Source organism: Mesorhizobium sp. M0698, from assembly GCF_040320455.1.
Classification (GTDB): domain Bacteria; phylum Pseudomonadota; class Alphaproteobacteria; order Rhizobiales; family Rhizobiaceae; genus Mesorhizobium.
On record NZ_JAMYPQ010000013.1, the window covers coordinates 1 to 19002 of the forward strand.

Genomic DNA, 19002 nt, shown 5'->3' on the forward strand with positions numbered 1-19002 from the left:
TCACCACCGTGCCATGGCCGCTCGCCCCTCAGAGCAGGCGCCGTTCTCTCTCCAAAACTTTTTGCAGAACCTTCAGCACACTATCCGACTGACGTCCGCCCGGGCCTAAATGGCCGCTTTGCGCCTAATGTCGGCCGTTAAAGTTAGTTGTGCCACCGCCTTACAGCGGACATCACCGGCGACCGCGCTTGAGGGCGTAGTTGCGCCAGGAGCGGTCATTCGATGTTCTGCCGTTGAACGGCTTCATTCGCCAGTTTAGCGGAAATTGGGCGACAGCATGGTTGCCTCAACAGGGAAGTTCGAAACCCTCTTGGTCCGCGAATCCCGCTGATTGCACGCTGCGGTGCGATATTCTGCAAGATAGCCACCCAACCAACGCCGATAGCCGCATTGCTCTCGACAAGAGCACTCCTGCCGCAGACCACCTAGCTGGCAGACACTTGGCTGATCCCGGCATCGACCCAGGCACGCGTCTGCTCAAGCACTTCATCCGAGAGCGCGGGATCGTCGATCGCCCGGGCGAGGATTACTGCCCCCACCATCGCTGCCCAGCTTCCGATCGCCGCGCGGCGTCTGTCTGCCGGATCCAACTCCGGGAGCGCCTTGCCGATACGGTCGATCTGCGATCGTAGGCCTTCCGTCATGGCCGAGCGTGCAGCCGGGGTCTGATGGCGGATGGCTGCGGCAAGGCCCGCCGTCGGGCAACCGCCGGCGCAGTTGTCGCGATGCCGGGGCGAAAGATAGGAACCTACATAAGCGCGAAGATCGCCCCCTCCGCCTGAGTCCGCGGCGAGGACGTGGGCAAGGGTCTGCGCGATCAGGTCGTCCTTCGAACTGAAATGGCCATAGAAGCCGCCATGGGTGAGCCCGGCGGCCTTCATCACTTCCGCCACGCTGACCGCGTCGAACCCCTTCTCGCGAAACAGCCGGCTGGCCGCATCCAATATCCGGTGACGGTTCTCCGCCATCTGCTCTCGACTGACCTTCATTTCAAAATTCTCCGTCGGCCCCGTTGACATGTACATGATGCCCATCATATTTAGCCGCAATCATGATGATCGTCATGAATATAGGTTCCATCAGAGAAAAGAGCAATGCCATGACCACCATTCCATCAGTCCTCATCACCGGCGCCTCCACGGGCATCGGAGCTTCCTATGCCGAACGGTTCGCCCGCCGCGGACACGACCTCGTGCTGGTTGCCCGTGACGTGGCACGAATGGAGGCACTGGGAGCCCGGCTCCGTCAGGAAACTGGCGTTGCGATCGACATCGTCCAGGCTGATCTTACGCAGCCTGCCGAGCTTGCAACGGTAGAGACGAGGCTGCGCGATGACGCCCGCATCGGGATTCTCGTCAACAATGCCGGAACAGCCATCGGCGGAAGCTTCATCGAGCAGAGTACCAATGACGTCGCCCGGCTCGTTGCGCTCAACACGACCGCGCTTCTGCGACTTGCCAGCGCCATCGCCCCGCGACTTGCGAAGGCGGGTGCAGGGGCGATCGTCAACATCGGTTCCGTGGTCGGGCTGGCGCCGGAGTTCGGCATGACGGTCTACGGCGCAACCAAAGCCTTCGTGCTGTTTCTGTCGCAGGGGCTCAGCCTCGAGCTTGAGCCGAAGGGCGTCTACGTCCAAGCCGTGCTGCCCGCCACGACGCGAACCGAGATCTGGGGCCACGTCGGCGCCGACATCAACACGCTCTCCAACGTGATGGAGGTGGACGATCTGGTTGACGCGGCGCTGGTCGGCTTCGACCGCCGCGAACCGGTGACCATCCCGCCACTCCCCGATGCCGGTCAGTGGGACGCGCTTCAGGCCGCGCGCCAGGCCATGCTTCCGAACTATCGGAACGAACATCCCGCCGAGCGGTACCGCAAGGTCGCCTGAGCACCAACGAATCCATTTGATAACGACCTCGTCGCGGCGGGGACAAACAAGGTGACCTATGACCAACAAAGCACTTTTTGAGCCTTATTCTCTCGGCTCGCTGACGCTCTCCAATCGTATCGTCATGGCGCCCCTCACGCGCAATCGCGCTGGCCCGGGCTTCGTTCCGGGTGATCTTGCCGCCGAGTATTACGGCCAGCGGGCCTCCGCCGGCCTGCTGATCTCCGAGGCCACGCAGATCTCGCGGCAGGGACAAGGTTACCAGGACACGCCCGGCATCTATTCTCAGGCTCAGATCGACGGCTGGCGAAAGGTCACGACCGCGGTGCACGCCAAGGACGCGCGGATTTTCCTGCAGCTCTGGCACGTCGGCCGCGTCTCGCACGTCGATCTGCAGGAGAACGGCGCCGCGCCCGTCGCGCCCTCGGCAATCCGGGCCGCGACCAAGACGTTCGTGAACAACGGCTTTGTCGAGGTTTCGGAGCCCCGCGCGCTGGCGCTCGACGAGCTTGCGGGGATCGTCAACGATTTCCGGCAAGCAGCGGCGAACGCCATTGAGGCCGGCTTCGATGGCGTCGAGATTCATGGCGCCAACGGCTATCTGCTGGACCAGTTCGCCAAGGACGGTGCCAATGTCCGCACGGATGCTTATGGCGGATCGGTCGAGAACCGCGCCCGGCTGATGCTGGAGGTTGCGACTGCGGTGGTCGAGGAGATCGGCGCAGAGCGCACCGGCATTCGGATTTCGCCCGTCTCGCCCGCCAACGGCGTCTCGAGCAGCGCCCCCCAGGCGCAGTTCGACTATATCGTCGATCAACTCGATGCTTTGGGCATCGTCTATATCCATGTCGTCGAGGGCGCCACGGGCGGATCGCGCGATGTCGCGCCGTTCGACTTCGGATCGCTCCGCCGGCGCTTCAACAATACCTATATCGCCAATAACGGCTATGACCTCGAACTCGCGGCGTCGCGGCTCGCTGAGGGCAAGGCGGACCTCTTCGCCTTCGGGCGCCCGTTCATCGCCAATCCCGACCTTGTGGAACGGCTGAAGACGCGCACGCCGCTGACGGAGTTCAACTCGGCGACGCTCTATGGCGGCGGCTCCGCTGGCTATACCGACTATCCCGCGATCGCCGCCTCAAGCCGCCCATGAGCTATCGGAGGGCGGCGCCTGCGAGGCAGCCATCCCACGTGACAGCAGCGCCTCAGGGCATCTCTCTGGCGCTCCGCTCGAACTGGTGTCCAAACCCAGGGATTCAGGAGGGCCATGGAGGGCTATAGCATAGACGTTAGCTCCTCTGGTCCGCCCAGGACCAGCCAGGCGAGATTCGTAGCACGTCGTACGTTCGCTTTACAGGCGCAAGCGGACCCGTTCACCGTGATTTCGACTGTCGTGAATGGGTCAGATCGCGTCGATGCATGGGGGCGCCTGAACGTCCGCTTCTCACATTCCAAGCCGCCAAGCCGCAAGTCCGCTTCCGGCCCCGAACAAGACGTTCATCGAAGCGCCGCAGAACGTCCGCTATTTGCGCTACCTGCTCGTTCCGATCGATGAGACGAATGGCATCTCGGCCATTCTCGGGAGCTAGCTGATTAACCTCGGCGGTGATTCCGAACCGAAGGTCAGCGCCGCAAGATGAAACCGGTTTCGGAAAAGATCTAACAGGAAGTGCCGGGCCCTGGTCAGACCGGCCGCACCAGAACGTGTTTCTTCTTGCCGAGCGACAGTTTCGCGACGTTTTCCGGGCCAAGGTCCTGCAGCGTCACCATCCTGCGATCGTCGGAAACTGGCTGGTCGTTGAGGCGCACGGCGCCGCCCTGGATATGCCGCCGTGCCTCGCCGTTGGACCCAGCCAGCCCGGCGGTGACGAACAGCGACAATATGCCGACGCCGGCTTCAAGATCGGCCCTGCCCACCTCGACGGTTGGCAGTGTTTCGGCGAGCGCCCCTTCTTCGAACGTCTTACGCGCCGTTTCGCTGGCCTCCTCTGCCGCCTCGCGGCCATGCAGCATGGCGGTGATTTCGGTGGCGAGGATCTTCTTGGCTTCATTGATCTCCGAGCCGCCGAGCCGTTCGAGGCGTGCGACCTCGGCGAGTGGCAGGGTCGTGTAGAGCTTCAGGAAGCGGCCGACATCGGCATCCTCGGTGTTGCGCCAGTATTGCCAGAACTCGTACGGGCTCAGCATCTCCGCATCGAGCCAGACCGCGCCCGAGGCCGACTTGCCCATCTTGGCGCCGGAGGAGGTCGTGAGCAGCGGCGTCGTCAGCGCATAAAGCTGCGCGCCTTCCATGCGATGGCCGAGATCGATGCCGTTGACGATGTTGCCCCACTGGTCGGAGCCGCCCATCTGCAGCCGGCAGCCGAGGCGTTTGTAGAGCTCGACGAAGTCGTAGGCCTGCAGGATCATGTAGTTGAATTCGAGGAACGACAGCGACTGCTCGCGATCCAGCCGGAGCTTGACCGAATCGAAGGCCAGCATGCGGTTGACCGAAAAATGCCGGCCGACATCGCGCAGGAAATTGACGTAGTTGATGTCCATCAGCCAGTCGGCATTGTTGATCATGACGGCGTCGTTGGGGCCGCTGCCAAATTTGAGGTAGGGTGTGAAGTTGCGGCGGATGCCGGCGAGATTGTCCTCGATGTCCTGCGGCGTCAAAAGCTTGCGCGCCTCGTCCTTGAACGACGGATCGCCGATCATCGAGGTGCCGCCGCCCATCAGCGCGATCGGCCGGTGGCCGGTCTGCTGCAGCCAGTAAAGCATCATGATCTGGATCAGCGACCCGGCATGTAGGCTTCTGGCGGTGGCGTCGAAGCCGATATAGGCGCTCACCGTTTCCGTGGCGAAAAGCTGGTCGAGGGCGGCATCGTCCGAGGTCTGGTGGATGAAACCGCGCTCGCTCATCGTGCGCAGGAAATCGGATTTGAAGGCGGACATTTTCTTTCCCGAAAGGCTTCCGGCCGAATGCGGCTCGGCTATGCATGAAGGCGGGCGTTTAGCACTCAAGCGCGATCAGCAAAAGTGGAATCCGGTTTTGCGACACCCTCTTGCCTTCTCCCCTTGTGGGAGAAGGTGGATTGGCGCGCAGCGCCAAGACGGTTGAGGGGTGTTGGACGGAGTGCCGTCGTTGCCAAGCTGGAACACCCCTCATCCGACCGCGCTTCGCGCGGCCACCTTCTCCCACAAGGGGAGAAGGGAGAACCCCAAGCGTGCAGCCTGCTTGCGTCATTGTTTCGGCTGGCGTAATGAGGCGCCGCCAACGGGTCTCATCCGCTGGACCGCACGGCATCGATCGAATGCCATATCCTATGACAGAGTCGAGATGCCGGAGATATCCATCGTCATTCCTTGCCGGAACGAGGCGGCGAACCTGCCGCTTCTGCTCGACGAGATCGGCGCCGCGATGGCCGGGCGCGACTTCGAGGTCATCGTCGTCGACGATGGCTCGACCGACGACACGCCTTCGGTGCTTGCCGCACAAGCAGCGCTTCGCCGGTTTCCGCTGCGCCATCTCAGGCATCAGAAATCCGCTGGCCAGTCGCTCTCGGTGCGTTCGGGCGCCTGGGCGGCGCGCGGCGATATCGTCGCCACCATCGACGGCGACGGCCAGAACGACCCCGGTTATATCCCAGTGTTGATAGACGCGCTGCGGCAGGCTGGTCCCGATGTCGGGGCCGCGCAGGGACAGCGTCTGAAGCGCCGCGACAGCAAGATCAAGCAGCTGGCGTCGCGTTTCGCCAACGGGCTGAGAAAGGCCATCCTGCACGACGAGACGCGGGATACCGGCTGCGGCCTCAAGGCGATCCATACCGACATTTTGAGGAAATTGCCGTTCTTCGACGGCACCCACCGCTTTGTTCCGGCGCTGGTCATCCAGGAGGGCTACCGCGTCGTCCATTGCGACGTCGTCGATCGCTCCCGCCGTCACGGCAAATCGAATTACGGCATCTTCGATCGCGGCCTGCAGGGCGTGCTTGATCTTGCCGGCGTCTGGTGGCTGCGCCGCAGGCGCCGCAGAATGCCCAAAGTAGAGGAAATCAGGCATGGGTAACGTGCTTCAGGAATTGGCGACCTGGCTTCACGATGTTTTCGTCAAGCAATTCGATGCCTGGGTTCTGCTTGGCTTCGTCGCCCAGTTCTTCTTCACCATGCGCTTTCTGGTGCAGTGGGTGGCGTCGGAAAAGGCCAAGCGCAGCGTCGTGCCGATCGCCTTCTGGTTCTTTTCGCTGTTCGGCGGCGGCCTGCTGCTGATCTACGCCATCCAGCGTCAGGATCCGGTGTTCATCGCCGGCCAGGCCATGGGCCTGTTGATCTATATCCGCAATCTCTGGCTGATCGCCAACGAGCGCAAGGCGGCGATGACGAAGGTCGATTGAGCCCTCGACCGGCCTGAAACCGGTCGAGCAAGCACTCCAGATTACTTGCCGTCCAGCCCGCCGTAGGACCTTACCAGCCGGACCATGTCGGCCGAGTTGGCAGTCTCGCTCTCGAGCCCCTCGGCGACACCGACGCGGTCGGCGGCCGGGCGGTTCTGGCTGACTTTCCATTTGCCGCTGATTTCGGTGATTTCGATCTCCAGGCCGACGATGCCTTTGATCTGCGACTGGATGAAGGGTGCCGGCGCGTCGGTCACCGCCCACGGCGCCGAGCGGCTGCCCTCCTGCGACATCGTCAGATCGGAAATCTGCTCGGCCAGCCAATCCTGGTCTTCGATCACCGTGACGATGCCGTGCACCTGGACGATGGCGTAGTTCCAGGTCGGTACCACCTTGCCGGTTTCGCGCTTGGTCTCGTACCAGGACGGCGTCACATAGGCATCGGCGCCCTGGAAGACGACCAGCACCCGCGACAGGGGATTGTCGGCCAAAAGCCGCCATTGCGGATTGGCCTTGGCCAAATGGGCGCGCAGCCTGCCGTTCGGTGGCACATCCGCGTCTAGAAGAAAGGGAATTGCGTTGGCGATCGGCCCCTCGGCGCCGTTCGAGACCAGCAGGCCAAGCGGATGCGACCGGATCAGCCCGTGCAGGACGTCCTGCCGGGTTTCCTGGAAGTGAGGCGGTTGGTACATCGCCGACTATCTCAGCCGCTTCGGCCGTGGGTCGGACAATTCCCCGGCCAGCCGGCGATCCAGATAGTCCGCGCATTCCTCGATCAGAAGCTCCGCATGGTTGGCAAAGAAATGGTTGGCGCCAGGCAAGGTCTTCTGGGTGATGGTAATGCCCTTTTGCGTGTGCAGCTTGTCGACCAGCCCCTGCACGTCCTTGGGTGGCGCGACCTTGTCGGCGTCGCCGTGGATGATCAGGCCGGACGACGGGCATGGCGCCAGGAACGAGAAATCATAGGTATTGGGCTGCGGCGCGACCGAGATGAAGCCCTCGATCTCCGGCCGGCGCATCAGAAGCTGCATGCCGATCCACGAGCCGAACGAATAGCCGGCAACCCAGCAGCTCTTGGAATCCGGATGCAGCGACTGCACCCAGTCGAGCGCCGCGGCGGCGTCGGACAATTCGCCGGTGCCGTGGTCGAACTCGCCCTGGCTGCGGCCGATGCCGCGGAAATTGAAGCGCAGCGTGGTGAAATTGCGCTTCTGGAACATGTAGAAGAGGTCGTAGACGATCTTGTTGTTCATCGTCCCGCCAAACTGGGGGTGAGGGTGCAGGACGATGGCAATCGGCGCGCTCTTTTCCTTCGAGGGCTGATAGCGACCCTCCAGACGGCCGGCCGGACCGGTGAAAATGACCTCAGGCATGAAATACTCCACTTGGTATAAATTTGCGCGGCGCCCGGAACAACTCTTCCTCTGGCCCCAGTCTTCCCTAGGCCCCAGTCTTCCCTAGGCCTTGACGCAGGGCGAGCGTCTTTCTAGAAGCTAGTTTAGAATTGTTCAAAACTGGGCGGCCAAAAATTGTGGCTCGGCCACCCGCGCCGCAAGCCGCGTAAATAGGACGTCTTGCCTTGCAATTTCAAGGAAATAACGCGCTATCTTCGCGGAACGGCTTTTGAAGGGACCAGTTGGACGGAAATGGCCGGAGCACGCGCCTATCTCGACTACAACGCCAGCGTGCCGCTGCTTGCCGCCGCGCGCGCGGCCGTGGTCGCTGCGCTCGACGTCGCCGCCAACCCGTCCTCGGTCCATGCCGAGGGCCGCGCTGCACGGCGGCTGATCGAGGATGCCAGGCGCGACGTGGCGCGACTGGTCAGCGCCAAAGCCGAGCATGTCGTATTCACCTCCGGCGCGACGGAAGCGGCCTCGACGCTGCTGACGCCGGACTGGCAGATGGGGCGCGGTGCTGTCCGTATGAGCCGGCTCTATGTGTCCGAGGCCGATCATCCTTGCCTGCTGAACGGCGGGCGCTTCCCAGCGGCGCAGGTGACACGGATCGGCGTCGACGCCGACGGCGTCGTCAGGCTCGACGTTTTGGCCGAGGCTCTCGTCCAGCATGACAAGGCCGAAGGCTTGCCGCTGGTGGCCGTCCACGCTGCCAACAATGAGACCGGCGTGATCCAGCCGGTTGGCCGCATTGCCGAAATCGTCAAGGCGGCGGGTGGCATCCTGGTTGTCGATGCCGTGCAGGCGGCCGGCCGCATTCCGCTCGATATGTCAGCGGGTTACGCAGACTATCTGATTCTCTCGTCGCACAAGATCGGCGGACCCAAGGGCGTCGGCGCCATGGTCGCGGCGTCGGACCTGATGATGCCAAGACCGCTGGTCAGCGGCGGTGGCCAGGAAAAAGGCCATCGCGGCGGCACCGAAAACCTGGCGGCGATTGCCGGGTTTGGCGCGGCGGCGCGCGAGGCGGCTGCCGGCTTGCAAACGATCGAAACGGTGCGGCAGCGTCGCGACGAAATCGAGGCGATCGTGAAAACGCTTGTTCCGGACGCCGAAATCTTCGGGATCGGCGCGCCAAGGCTTGCCAATACGACATTCTTCGCTATTGCCGGCATCAAGGCCGAGACGGCGCAGATTGCCTTCGACCTGGCCGGTGTGGCGCTGTCGGCTGGATCGGCCTGTTCGTCGGGCAAAGTAGGGCCGAGTCACGTGCTGAAAGCCATGGGTTATGGTGACGGCCTCGGCGCGTTGCGCGTGTCCGTCGGCCACGCGACCAGCGCTGAAGATATCGAGCTGTTCCGTTCGGCGCTGGCGACGATCGTCGCGCGCCAAGCCGGTAAGGAAAAGGCAAGCAGGGAACGAGCCGCCTGAGCGCGGCAGACGAAATGTAGGGCCTTGCGGCCTGGTAGAGCCGTGCGTTCGCATTTGGCCGGGTGAATTTCCGGCATGAACGCACTATATGAAACTTACGCCGCCTCCGGTGCCTGATGGGTGCTCGTTTGCGGTGCCATAGTTTGAAAACTGCCGGGCCTTGACCCCGGCGTGGATGGAGAACGCTGATGCCTGCTGTGCAGGAGACGATCGATCGAGTTCGAAAGATCGATGTCGACCAGTATAAATACGGATTCCAGACCGAAATCGCGATGGACAAGGCCCCCAAGGGCCTGAGCGAAGACATTATCCGCTTCATTTCGGCGAAGAAGGACGAGCCGTCCTGGATGCTGGAATGGCGCCTGGAAGCCTATCGCCGCTGGCTGACGCTGGACGAGCCGAAATGGGCGCGCGTCCACTATCCCAAAATCGATTTCCAGGACCTCCACTATTACGCCGCGCCCAAGAGCACGCCCGGGCCGACTTCGCTCAGCGAGGTCGATCCCGAACTGCTGAAGGTCTATGAGAAGCTCGGCATTCCGCTCAGGGAACAGGAAATCCTCGCCGGCGTGCAGAAGACCGATGCGTCGGAGCTCGAGGAAGCCAGCGACAACGTCTACAAGTCGGGCCGCGTCGCCGTCGATGCGGTGTTCGATTCCGTCTCTGTCGTCACCACTTTCAAGAAGGAACTGGCGCAGGCCGGCGTCATCTTCTGCTCGATCTCGGAAGCCATCCGCGAGCATCCGGAACTGGTGAAGAAATATCTCGGTTCTGTCGTGCCGACCTCCGACAATTTCTACGCAACGCTGAATTCGGCCGTGTTCACCGACGGTTCGTTCGTCTTCGTGCCCAAGGGCGTGCGCTGCCCGATGGAACTGTCGACCTATTTCCGCATGAACGAGAAGAACACCGGCCAGTTCGAGCGCACGCTGATCATCGCCGAGGAGGGGGCTTACGTCTCCTATCTCGAAGGCTGCACGGCGCCGCAGCGCGACGAGAATCAGCTTCATGCCGCGGTGGTCGAGCTGATCGCGCTCGACGATGCCGAGATCAAATATTCGACGGTGCAGAACTGGTATCCCGGCGACGCCGAAGGCAAGGGCGGCATCTACAATTTCGTCACCAAGCGCGGCGACTGCCGCGGCCATCGCTCGAAGATTTCGTGGACGCAGGTCGAGACCGGTTCGGCCATCACCTGGAAATATCCGAGCTGCATCCTGCGCGGCGACGATTCCAGCGGCGAGTTCTATTCGATTGCCGTGTCGAACGGTTATCAGCAGGTCGACAGCGGCACCAAGATGATCCATCTCGGCAGGAACACGTCGAGCCGCATCATCTCCAAGGGCATTGCCGCCGGCTTCTCGCAGAACACCTATCGCGGCCAGGTCTCGGCGCACCGCAAGGCGACCAACGCCCGCAACTTCACCAATTGCGATTCCCTGCTGATCGGCGATCAGTGCGGCGCACACACCGTGCCCTACATGGAAGCCAAGAATTCGACCGCGCAGTTCGAGCACGAGGCCACCACCTCGAAGATTTCCGAGGACCAGAAGTTCTATGTCATGCAGCGCGGCATTCCGGAAGAAGAGGCGATCGCGCTGATCGTCAACGGCTTCGTCAAGGACGTCATCCAGCAACTGCCGATGGAGTTCGCGGTCGAGGCGCAGAAACTGATCGGGATCAGCCTCGAGGGGAGCGTTGGGTGAGTGACGATGAGGCAGAGGACGGTCCGCCGTTGGTCGCACGCGTTCACCAGTTTGACAGGCATTCTGGTGAGCTACCCGACAACTATCGGGCCGACCTCGATGAGCAGATTTGCGGAGAATTGGCAACGTCGCTCGGGAACTACCTTCGAAGCTTTGCTGCCGAAAGGAAAGTTGTCGTCAGGATCGAAGTCGAAGCCAACCGAATTAGCGCTGGGCGCGAAGACGGCACGGAGTTGATGATCACCGTCTACGGCCCTGAGATTTTTGAAATCACCAGGTGGCCGAATCCCGCCGACGCCGTCGAGGACGGAAGTATGCGATTTGACTTGGCACCTGAACTTGAAAGCGACGTCGCCGTTGCCCTAGCTCGGCGATATGTAGTTAACGGAACGATAGAGCAAGAGAATGCTTGAAATCAGAAACCTCCATGCCCGTATCGTCGACGACGGCACCGAGATCATTCGCGGCCTGAATCTTTCGGTGAAGGCCGGTGAGGTCGCCGCCATCATGGGGCCGAACGGCTCGGGAAAATCGACGCTGTCCTATATCCTTGCCGGGCGCGAGGATTATGAGGTCACCGAGGGCGATATCCTCTACAACGGCCAGTCGATCCTCGAAATGGATCCGGCCGAGCGCGCCACCGCCGGCATCTTTCTCGCCTTCCAGTATCCGATGGAGATACCGGGCGTGGCGACGATGGAATTCCTGAAAGTGGCGATGAACGAGCAGCGCAAGGCGCGCGGCCAGGAACCGCTGAAGATCCCGGAATTTCTCAAGCGCGTGAAGGAAGCGGCGGCCTCGCTCAACATGGACATGGCGATGCTGAAGCGGCCGCTCAATGTCGGCTTCTCCGGCGGCGAGAAGAAGCGTGCCGAGATCCTGCAGATGAAGCTGCTCGAGCCAAAGCTCTGCGTGCTCGACGAGACCGATTCCGGTCTCGATATCGACGCGCTGAAGATCGTCGCGGACGGCGTCAACACGCTGCGCTCGCCGGACCGGGCCATCGTCGTCATCACCCATTACCAGCGCCTGCTCCAATACATCGTGCCGGATACGGTGCACGTGCTCTACAGGGGTCAGGTGATCAAGTCGGGCGACAAGTCGCTGGCGCTCGACCTCGAGGCCAATGGCTATGCCGGCGTGATCGGGCAAGCCGCGTGAGATGCCAGCAGGCCCGGAAGGCAAGCCAAATAAGGCGATACTGATGAATATGCACACGACACCCCAGCGAACATTGGCCGAAACGGCGCTGATCGACGCCTTTGGCGAGCGGCTGTCGCTGCTGCCCGGCGACGGCGCGGTGATGCTGAAGCGCGACGACGCCATCGAGGCGATCAAGGGCGGCCTGCCGACGCGGCGCGTCGAATCCTGGCATTATACGGACCTGCGCCGGCTGCTGACTTCGGTGCCGGACTTCGATCCGGCAGCGGTCGCGAAAGCCATTGCGCCGATCGTCGAAGGCTCCAGCGTTTTACCGGTGCTGAACGGCGTTTCGAGCGCGAAATGGGCTGTTGTCGAGGGCGTCACGGTACAGCGCCTATCGGAGAAGCTGACCGACGGCAGCATCGCCCCGGGGCTGGATTCCTATGGCAGCGACGATGCCATCGGCGCGCTCAACACCGCCTTTGTCGCCGACGGCTATTTCGTCGACATCGCCGACGGTGCCCAACTGGACAAGCCGGTCGAAATGCAGAATTTGCAGGCCGGTGGACAGACGCATGTACGCTTGGCCGTCCGCGTCGGTGCCCGCGCCAACGCTGTTATCGTCGAACGCCAGGCGGGCGAGGGGGCGGCGCTGGTCAGCGCGGTGAGCCAGCTTGTGCTTGGCGAGGGCGCCGAGGTGACATGGCTCATCGTGCAGGAGCAGCCGGATACGGCGACGCACCTTGCCCAGTTCAAGGCGCATCTCGGCAAGAATTCGAAGCTGACGCTGTTCGTCATGAATGCCGGCGGCAAGCTGGTGCGCCAGGAGGTCGTCGTGAAGACGACCGGCGAGGGCGCCGAATTCACCCTGCGCGGCATCAATCTGCTCGCCGGCGACACCCATACCGACGTCACCATGGTGCTCGACCACGCCGTGCCGCATACGGCCTCGACTGAAGTCATCCGCAATGTGGTGACCGGCAGAGCGCGCGGCGTCTTCCAGGGCCGCATCAACGTCCATCAATATGCCCAGAAGACCAACGCCAAGATGGCCTGCAACACGCTGCTTCTGTCGGACGACGGCGAGTTCTCGACCAAGCCGGAGCTTGAAATCTTCGCCGACGACGTCGTCTGCGGCCATGGCGCGACCGTCACCGAGATCGACCACAATCATTTGTTCTACCTGATGGCGCGCGGCATCGACGAGAAGACCGCGCGCGGCTTGCTGGTCAAGGCCTTCGTCGCCGAGGTGATCGAGGAACTGGACGACGAGGCCATCGTCGAGGCGCTGGAACGTCGGCTCGACGATTGGTTTTTGACGCACGGGTAGAGGTGACTGAGGGGTTGGTGCCAATACCCCTCATCCGTCGCCTTCGGCGCCACCTTCTCCCACAAGGGGAGAAGGAGAGGCGCTCTTCCTTCTCCCCTTGTGGGAGAAGGTGGCCGAGCGAAGCTCGGTCGGATGAGGGGTGCTGGACGGAATGAGGCGGTGCCTCGAGAGAGTTGTGATGGACCAGAAAGTCGAAAACATCCCCTACGACGTCGAGGCGATCCGCCGCGACTTCCCGATCCTGTCGCGGCAAGTCTACGGCAAACCGCTGGTCTATCTCGACAATGGCGCCTCGGCGCAGAAACCGCAGGCCGTGCTCGACGCCATCCAGCACGCCTATTCCCAGGAATACGCCAACGTCCATCGCGGCCTGCATTTCCTGTCGAATGCCGCGACCGACGCCTATGAGAGGGCTCGCGAGACGGTGCGCCGTTTCCTCAATGCGCCGAGCACCGACAACATCGTCTTCACCTCGAACACCACGGCGGCGATCAACACGGTCGCCTATGGTTTCGGCATGCCGAACATCGGCGAAGGCGACGAGATCGTGCTCTCGATCATGGAGCATCATTCCAACATCGTGCCGTGGCATTTCATCCGCGAGCGGCAGGGCGCCAAGCTGGTCTGGGTACCGGTCGACGATCTCGGCGTCTTCCATATCGAGGAATTCGAGAAGCGGCTGACCGACCGGACAAAACTGGTCGCCATAACCCACATGTCGAATGCGCTGGGCACGGTGACGCCGATCAAGGAAATCGTGCGCATCGCGCATGCGCGCGGCATCCCGGTGCTGGTCGACGGCAGCCAGAGCGCCGTGCATATGCCGATCGACGTGCAGGACCTCGACTGCGATTTCTTCGTCTTCACCGGCCACAAGGTCTATGGCCCGTCGGGCATCGGCGTGCTCTACGGCAAGAAGGATATTCTGGAGCGCATGCGCCCGTTCATGGGCGGCGGCGAGATGATCGAGGAGGTGACGCAAGACATCGTCACCTACAACGATCCGCCGCACCGTTTCGAGGCCGGCACGCCGCCGATCGTCCAGGCGATCGGGCTGGGTGCCGCGCTCGAATACATGGAAAACATCGGCCGCGAGCGCATCGCCGCGCACGAGGCCGATCTGAAGGATTATGCGCATCAAAAACTGCGCGCCATCAACTCGCTGCGCATCTTCGGCGATGCGCCCGGCAAGGGCGCCATCATCTCGTTCGAGCTGCAGGGCATCCACGCGCATGACGTGTCGATGGTCATCGACCGGCAGGGCGTGGCGGTGCGCGCCGGCACCCATTGCGCCCAGCCGCTGTTGAAACGCTTCGGCGTAACATCCACATGCAGGGCATCGTTCGGCATGTATAATACCAGGGCCGAAGTCGATGCTTTGGCCGATGCGCTGGAAAAGGCGCGAAAGTTCTTCGGGTGACGATCATGGATGATGCCAGCCACACCGCCGAAAGCACGGCACTGGATATGACCACCAATGCGGCGGTTTCCGGGTCAACGATTCCCGCCGACGAACTGGCGCGGCTGACCGACGACATCGTCTCGGCGCTGAAGACGGTCTATGACCCGGAAATCCCGGCCGACATCTATGAGCTCGGCCTGGTCTACAAGATCGACATCGAGGACGACCGCTCGGTCAAGATCGACATGACGCTGACCGCGCCGGGCTGCCCGGTGGCTGGCGAAATGCCGGGCTGGGTCGAAAACGCCGTCGGCGCCGTCGAAGGCGTCTCCGGCGTCGAGGTCAACATGACCTTCGACCCGCCCTGGTCGCCCGACCGCATGTCGGAAGAGGCGCAGGTGGCGGTTGGGTGGTACTAGCATCCGACCAGCCAGAGGCTGGCGCACTTGCGCCGGGTACAAAACTTCACCATTTTAGGTGAGGAATCATTCGGCAGGCCTTGAACCTGCGCGCATGGAGAAGGAAAACATGGGACGCTTCGCCGTCATCACGATGACCGAAAAGGCCGCCGACCGGGTTCGCGAGATCGTTGCGACCCGTGAGAATGCGCATGGCATTCGCCTTGGCATCAAGAAGGGCGGCTGCGCCGGCATGGAATATACGGTCGATCTGGTGACCGAACCCAATACCAAGGACGACCATATCGAGCGTGACGGCGCCCATGTCTATGTCGCGCCGGAGGCGGCCCTTTTCCTGTTCGGCACCGAGATGGATTTCGAGCAGACGACGCTGCGCACCGGATTCACCTTCCGCAATCCGAACCAGAGCTCGGCCTGCGGCTGCGGCGAATCGGTCGAATTGAAGCCGGCTGATCTGAAGGCACTGGCCGAAGCACGCGCTTCGGCCTGAGAATTTTCTTTTCCTTAGTAGGATTTCGCGAGACCCCCTCATCCGGCCGCTTCGCGGCCACCTTCTCCCCGAGGGGAGAAGAGGTCGCGAACGGTTGAGCCAGTCTCTTCTCCCCAGCGGGGAGAAGGTGGCCCGAAGGGCCGGATGAGGGGGACTGCCGAAGCTAATCCACCCACATCCCCGTTCGCTTGTGCCAGTCTGCGATCGACTCCTCCGGGTAGACGTCGAACACCTTGTCACCCTTGCCGATGTCGGGCTCGACCCAGTTCGCCTTGTATTTCAGCATCAGATGCACCTTCTCCGGCGGTTTCGGCAGGTCTGTGTCGATCGCCGAGGCAAACGGATGCACCAGCTCCGGCCAGGTCGGATCGTAGAGCCAGAGTGCCGTCCCGCATTTCGTGCAGAAGTTCCGCTCGCCCGTCGAGGTCTCGCGTTGCGGGTGCTCGTCGTCCTCGATCTCGGCGCGGTAGACGCCGAGATGGCGCTTGCCCTGGATTTTCAGCGTTTCGTAATCGGCGCCGAGATTGATGGCAAAACCGCCGCCGCCCTGCTGCTTGCGGCAGATCGAGCAGTAGCACAGCATGAACGGCACCGGCGTGTGGCTTTCCACCTCGAAACGCACGGCATTGCACCGGCAGGACCCTTTGAGCAGAAGCGGCATGAAAAACTCCGACGAAATTGATTCCGAACTTGTCAGGATGGTGCCGGTTGCGTCGATGACAAGGGGAAATCCGGGTGACATGATCGCCGCATGGACAACGAGCGCATAGAAGAGCTTTTCGAAGGCCTCGGCCCGGTCAGCATCCGCAAGCTGTTCGGCGGCAAGGGCATCTATTTCGACGGCGTCATCGTCGCCATCGTCATCCGTGGCGAATTGATGCTGAAGGCCGACGCCGAAAGCGCCCCGGATTTCGAAGCGGCCGGCTGCCGGCAATGGACCTATACCGGCTCGCGCCACGGCAAGCTCGTGTCGATGCCCTATTGGAGCGTTCCCGACAGCGCCTTCGACGATCCCGACGAGATGGCGATCTGGGCACGCCGCGCCTACGAGGCAGGACGGCGCGCCGGCAAATAGGCTGCGTCATGCTTCGGCAATTCCGGGCCGCACTTCACGCCGGGTCCCGCGCTTCGGGCACGAGCGCCAGCGCCTCGGCAAAGCTGGCGCTGGTGAAGGCGGCGCGCTCGACGGCGAGCATCGCGGCGGCAACGCCTTCGCGCAGCGCTGCGCGCAGCGTCAGGCCGCGCAGCAGGGCGGCGATCGTCGCGCCTGCCAATGCGTCGCCGGCGCCGGCAGCATCGGTCCGCTTTTGTAGCGGCGGTGGCGAGATCGAGAACGCGCTCAATTCGTCGAAACCGAGCACTGGTTCGTCGCCGGCGGTGATCACGCCGCTTTTCAGCCCGGCGCGTCTCAGGCCGTCGACGATGCCTTGATCGATTTGGACGCCGGCGAGCACGCCGGCCTCGTGCCGGTTCATGAAGGCCAGCGCCAGACGGTCGAGCACCGGCGTCAAACGCGCCGCTTTGTTGGGCGAGACCGCAAGCGCAAACACCGGCTTGCCGGCGGCGAGTGCCGCCAGCCGCTCCAGCGCGGTCGACGGCAGGTTGGCGTCGCACAGCACCGCGTCGGCCGAACCGATCGCTTCCCGCACCTTGGCACGGCGGATCTGCTTGGGAAGCGCCAGCTCGTAGAGCACCATGTCGGCAAGGCCGGCGATCAGCCCGCCGTCGCTGTCGATCAGCATCGTATGGCTTGGCGTTGCTCGGTCGAGGAACACCGCCGACAGGTCGGCAATGCCGGCCTCGGTGACGGCGCGTAAAACCGTGTCGCCAAGGGCATCGCCGCCGCGCACCGAAAGCAGCGAGGCCGAGACGCCGCGGCGCACGGCACAGCGCAAGGCGTTGAAGACGGCGCCGCCGACATGTTCGCGCATCGTGCCCGGGTTGGAAGCGGCCGGCACGAAGGCGCCGGCAATCCGGCCGCGCCGCTCGATATAGGCGCCGCCCACGGCCAGGATCGTCGGGGATTTGATCATGCCGTCAAAATGCCCTTTAGCTGTTGCCCGGGGGAGACTAGGTCGCCGGGCGGAACCCTGCAATCGCGGGTCCGATTCGGTTGGTGACGGCAACGGCGCCGCATGCGAGGCGAGACACATCGGAAGCAATAATTGCGAAACAAAAATAGAACAAATATGGATATCCGTTATTTTTCAAACCCTTGGTGCTCATTGACAAATGAGAACAAATGAGGTACATTCTTTTAAGGATTGCGGGATTGTCCGGCCTCCATTGACGACCACGGGGTGATGTATCATGGCTCAGAATTCTTTGCGGCTTGTAGAGGACAAAGCGGTGGACAAATCAAAGGCTCTGGATGCGGCGCTGTCGCAAATCGAGCGTGCCTTCGGCAAGGGCTCGATCATGCGGCTCGGCGCGAACGAGCAGGTCGTCGAGATCGAAACGGTGCCGACCGGCTCGCTTGGGCTGGACATCGCGCTTGGCGTCGGCGGCCTGCCGCGCGGCCGCATCGTCGAGATCTACGGACCGGAAAGCTCGGGCAAGACGACGCTGGCGCTGCACACGGTGGCCGAAGCCCAGAAGAAGGGCGGCATCTGCGCCTTCGTCGATGCCGAGCACGCGCTCGACCCGGTCTATGCCCGCAAGCTCGGCGTCGATCTCGAAAACCTGCTGATCTCGCAGCCCGATACCGGCGAGCAGGCGCTGGAGATCTGCGACACGCTGGTGCGCTCCGGCGCCATCGACGTGCTGGTGGTCGATTCGGTGGCGGCGTTGACGCCGCGGGCGGAAATCGAAGGCGAGATGGGCGATTCGCTGCCCGGCCTGCAGGCCCGCCTGATGAGCCAGGCACTGCGCAAGCTCACCGCCTCGATCTCGCGCTCCAACACCATGGTCATCTTCATCAACCAGATCCGCATGAAGATCGGCGTCATGTTCGGTTCGCCCGAGACGACGACCGGCGGCAATGCGTTGAAATTCTATGCCTCGGTCCGCCTCGACATCCGCCGCATCGGCTCGGTCAAGGATCGCGACGAGGTCGTCGGCAACCAGACCCGCGTCAAGGTCGTCAAGAACAAGCTGGCGCCGCCCTTCAAGGTGGTCGAGTTCGACATCATGTATGGCGAGGGCGTCTCCAAGACCGGCGAACTGGTCGATCTCGGCGTCAAGGCGGGCGTGGTCGAAAAGTCGGGCGCCTGGTTCTCCTACAATTCGCAGCGTCTTGGCCAGGGCCGCGAAAACGCAAAACTGTTCCTGCGCGACAATCCCGACACGGCGCGCGAGATCGAGCTGGCGCTACGGCAGAATGCCGGGCTGATCGCTGAGAAATTCCTTGAGAACGGCGGCTCCGAAAGCAGCGACGACGGTTTCGAGGACGACGCTGGGGTGATGTAGGGCAAGCGACGCCTC

20 protein-coding genes are annotated in these 19002 nt (G+C 62.7%); 14 read left to right on the forward strand and 6 right to left on the reverse strand.

What is annotated here, in order from left to right; genetic code table 11:
• Window positions 1–425: 425 nt before the first annotated feature.
• Window positions 426–989, reverse strand: coding sequence for a TetR/AcrR family transcriptional regulator (locus NKI16_RS22830; protein ID WP_023674676.1), 564 nt, complete (start codon window positions 987–989; stop codon window positions 426–428).
• 110 nt (window positions 990–1099) lie between these two features.
• Here NKI16_RS22830 and NKI16_RS22835 point away from each other — a divergent pair, with 110 nt between their 5' ends.
• Together NKI16_RS22835 and NKI16_RS22840 are read left to right on the forward strand one after the other, a co-directional pair.
• A complete protein-coding gene (locus tag NKI16_RS22835) occupies window positions 1100–1888 on the forward strand; it encodes an SDR family NAD(P)-dependent oxidoreductase (RefSeq protein ID WP_352572762.1) in 789 nt (262 codons plus the stop codon).
• Between the two features lie 58 nt (window positions 1889–1946).
• Complete coding sequence (locus NKI16_RS22840; RefSeq protein WP_023674678.1) at window positions 1947–3041, forward strand: alkene reductase; 1095 nt, start codon at window positions 1947–1949, stop codon at window positions 3039–3041.
• 530 nt (window positions 3042–3571) lie between these two features.
• Here NKI16_RS22840 and tyrS read toward each other — a convergent pair.
• Complete coding sequence (gene tyrS, locus NKI16_RS22845) at window positions 3572–4825, reverse strand: tyrosine--tRNA ligase (protein WP_352782748.1); 1254 nt, start codon at window positions 4823–4825, stop codon at window positions 3572–3574.
• A gap of 385 nt (window positions 4826–5210) precedes the next feature.
• Between tyrS and NKI16_RS22850 the strand changes: the two genes are divergently transcribed.
• Entirely contained in the window at window positions 5211–5939 is a 729-nt protein-coding gene (locus NKI16_RS22850) for a glycosyltransferase family 2 protein (protein WP_031211231.1), read from the forward strand.
• A complete protein-coding gene (locus tag NKI16_RS22855; protein WP_023674681.1) occupies window positions 5932–6264 on the forward strand; it encodes a lipid-A-disaccharide synthase N-terminal domain-containing protein in 333 nt (110 codons plus the stop codon). Before NKI16_RS22850 ends, NKI16_RS22855 begins: the two co-directional genes overlap by 8 nt.
• Before the next feature lie 41 nt (window positions 6265–6305).
• Here NKI16_RS22855 and NKI16_RS22860 read toward each other — a convergent pair whose 3' ends face one another.
• Both NKI16_RS22860 and NKI16_RS22865 read right to left on the reverse strand, forming a co-directional pair.
• On the reverse strand, window positions 6306–6956 hold the full coding sequence (locus NKI16_RS22860) for an FMN-binding negative transcriptional regulator (RefSeq protein ID WP_352625331.1): 651 nt from the start codon (window positions 6954–6956) through the stop codon (window positions 6306–6308).
• 6 nt (window positions 6957–6962) lie between these two features.
• On the reverse strand, window positions 6963–7637 hold the full coding sequence (locus tag NKI16_RS22865) for an alpha/beta hydrolase (protein ID WP_023674683.1): 675 nt from the start codon (window positions 7635–7637) through the stop codon (window positions 6963–6965).
• Between the two features lie 273 nt (window positions 7638–7910).
• Between NKI16_RS22865 and NKI16_RS22870 the strand changes: the two genes are divergently transcribed.
• The 8 genes from NKI16_RS22870 (at window position 7911) to sufA (ending at window position 15579) form a co-directional block, all read left to right on the forward strand.
• Window positions 7911–9089 carry a cysteine desulfurase family protein gene (locus tag NKI16_RS22870; protein WP_352625333.1) on the forward strand — a complete coding sequence of 393 codons (1179 nt, stop codon included), beginning with the start codon at window positions 7911–7913 and terminating at the stop codon, window positions 9087–9089.
• Between the two features lie 188 nt (window positions 9090–9277).
• Window positions 9278–10795, forward strand: coding sequence for a Fe-S cluster assembly protein SufB (sufB, locus tag NKI16_RS22875; RefSeq protein ID WP_352458429.1), 1518 nt, complete (start codon window positions 9278–9280; stop codon window positions 10793–10795).
• Window positions 10792–11208, forward strand: a complete 417-nt coding sequence (locus NKI16_RS22880) for a hypothetical protein (protein ID WP_352458428.1) — start codon at window positions 10792–10794, stop codon at window positions 11206–11208. The genes sufB and NKI16_RS22880 overlap by 4 nt, the downstream gene beginning before the upstream one ends.
• Window positions 11201–11956, forward strand: a complete 756-nt coding sequence (gene sufC, locus NKI16_RS22885; RefSeq protein WP_352458427.1) for a Fe-S cluster assembly ATPase SufC — start codon at window positions 11201–11203, stop codon at window positions 11954–11956. The genes NKI16_RS22880 and sufC overlap by 8 nt, the downstream gene beginning before the upstream one ends.
• Window positions 11957–11999: 43 nt before the next feature.
• Complete coding sequence (gene sufD / locus NKI16_RS22890; RefSeq protein ID WP_352625336.1) at window positions 12000–13268, forward strand: Fe-S cluster assembly protein SufD; 1269 nt, start codon at window positions 12000–12002, stop codon at window positions 13266–13268.
• A gap of 178 nt (window positions 13269–13446) precedes the next feature.
• Window positions 13447–14688: a cysteine desulfurase gene (locus tag NKI16_RS22895; RefSeq protein ID WP_352625338.1), complete on the forward strand. Its 1242-nt coding sequence runs from the start codon at window positions 13447–13449 to the stop codon at window positions 14686–14688.
• Between the two features lie 5 nt (window positions 14689–14693).
• Window positions 14694–15089: an SUF system Fe-S cluster assembly protein gene (locus NKI16_RS22900; RefSeq protein WP_352458424.1), complete on the forward strand. Its 396-nt coding sequence runs from the start codon at window positions 14694–14696 to the stop codon at window positions 15087–15089.
• Between the two features lie 109 nt (window positions 15090–15198).
• Window positions 15199–15579, forward strand: coding sequence for a Fe-S cluster assembly scaffold SufA (gene sufA / locus NKI16_RS22905; protein WP_006206001.1), 381 nt, complete (start codon window positions 15199–15201; stop codon window positions 15577–15579).
• Between the two features lie 163 nt (window positions 15580–15742).
• Here the strand turns inward: sufA and NKI16_RS22910 are convergent, their stop codons facing one another.
• Window positions 15743–16240, reverse strand: coding sequence for a GFA family protein (locus NKI16_RS22910; protein ID WP_352458423.1), 498 nt, complete (start codon window positions 16238–16240; stop codon window positions 15743–15745).
• A gap of 90 nt (window positions 16241–16330) precedes the next feature.
• Between NKI16_RS22910 and NKI16_RS22915 the strand changes: the two genes are divergently transcribed.
• Window positions 16331–16654, forward strand: coding sequence for a TfoX/Sxy family protein (locus tag NKI16_RS22915; protein ID WP_023717364.1), 324 nt, complete (start codon window positions 16331–16333; stop codon window positions 16652–16654).
• 34 nt (window positions 16655–16688) lie between these two features.
• Here the strand turns inward: NKI16_RS22915 and NKI16_RS22920 are convergent, their stop codons facing one another.
• On the reverse strand, window positions 16689–17612 hold the full coding sequence (locus tag NKI16_RS22920; protein WP_352625340.1) for a PfkB family carbohydrate kinase: 924 nt from the start codon (window positions 17610–17612) through the stop codon (window positions 16689–16691).
• A 277-nt stretch (window positions 17613–17889) separates the two neighbouring features.
• Here NKI16_RS22920 and recA point away from each other — a divergent pair, with 277 nt between their 5' ends.
• Window positions 17890–18987: a recombinase RecA gene (gene recA / locus NKI16_RS22925; protein WP_023674696.1), complete on the forward strand. Its 1098-nt coding sequence runs from the start codon at window positions 17890–17892 to the stop codon at window positions 18985–18987.
• Window positions 18988–19002: the final 15 nt, after the last annotated feature.

Coding starts and splice junctions, on each gene's coding strand:
- NKI16_RS22830 (WP_023674676.1), bottom strand. CDS start 989: ATGAAGGTCAGTCGAGAGCAGATGGCGGAGAACCGTCACCGGATATTG.
- NKI16_RS22835 (WP_352572762.1), top strand. CDS start 1,100: ATGACCACCATTCCATCAGTCCTCATCACCGGCGCCTCCACGGGCATC.
- NKI16_RS22840 (WP_023674678.1), top strand. CDS start 1,947: ATGACCAACAAAGCACTTTTTGAGCCTTATTCTCTCGGCTCGCTGACG.
- tyrS (WP_352782748.1), bottom strand. CDS start 4,825: ATGTCCGCCTTCAAATCCGATTTCCTGCGCACGATGAGCGAGCGCGGT.
- NKI16_RS22850 (WP_031211231.1), top strand. CDS start 5,211: ATGCCGGAGATATCCATCGTCATTCCTTGCCGGAACGAGGCGGCGAAC.
- NKI16_RS22855 (WP_023674681.1), top strand. CDS start 5,932: ATGGGTAACGTGCTTCAGGAATTGGCGACCTGGCTTCACGATGTTTTC.
- NKI16_RS22860 (WP_352625331.1), bottom strand. CDS start 6,956: ATGTACCAACCGCCTCACTTCCAGGAAACCCGGCAGGACGTCCTGCAC.
- NKI16_RS22865 (WP_023674683.1), bottom strand. CDS start 7,637: ATGCCTGAGGTCATTTTCACCGGTCCGGCCGGCCGTCTGGAGGGTCGC.
- NKI16_RS22870 (WP_352625333.1), top strand. CDS start 7,911: ATGGCCGGAGCACGCGCCTATCTCGACTACAACGCCAGCGTGCCGCTG.
- sufB (WP_352458429.1), top strand. CDS start 9,278: ATGCCTGCTGTGCAGGAGACGATCGATCGAGTTCGAAAGATCGATGTC.
- sufC (WP_352458427.1), top strand. CDS start 11,201: ATGCTTGAAATCAGAAACCTCCATGCCCGTATCGTCGACGACGGCACC.
- sufD (WP_352625336.1), top strand. CDS start 12,000: ATGAATATGCACACGACACCCCAGCGAACATTGGCCGAAACGGCGCTG.
- NKI16_RS22895 (WP_352625338.1), top strand. CDS start 13,447: ATGGACCAGAAAGTCGAAAACATCCCCTACGACGTCGAGGCGATCCGC.
- NKI16_RS22900 (WP_352458424.1), top strand. CDS start 14,694: ATGGATGATGCCAGCCACACCGCCGAAAGCACGGCACTGGATATGACC.
- sufA (WP_006206001.1), top strand. CDS start 15,199: ATGGGACGCTTCGCCGTCATCACGATGACCGAAAAGGCCGCCGACCGG.
- NKI16_RS22910 (WP_352458423.1), bottom strand. CDS start 16,240: ATGCCGCTTCTGCTCAAAGGGTCCTGCCGGTGCAATGCCGTGCGTTTC.
- NKI16_RS22915 (WP_023717364.1), top strand. CDS start 16,331: ATGGACAACGAGCGCATAGAAGAGCTTTTCGAAGGCCTCGGCCCGGTC.
- NKI16_RS22920 (WP_352625340.1), bottom strand. CDS start 17,612: ATGATCAAATCCCCGACGATCCTGGCCGTGGGCGGCGCCTATATCGAG.
- recA (WP_023674696.1), top strand. CDS start 17,890: ATGGCTCAGAATTCTTTGCGGCTTGTAGAGGACAAAGCGGTGGACAAA.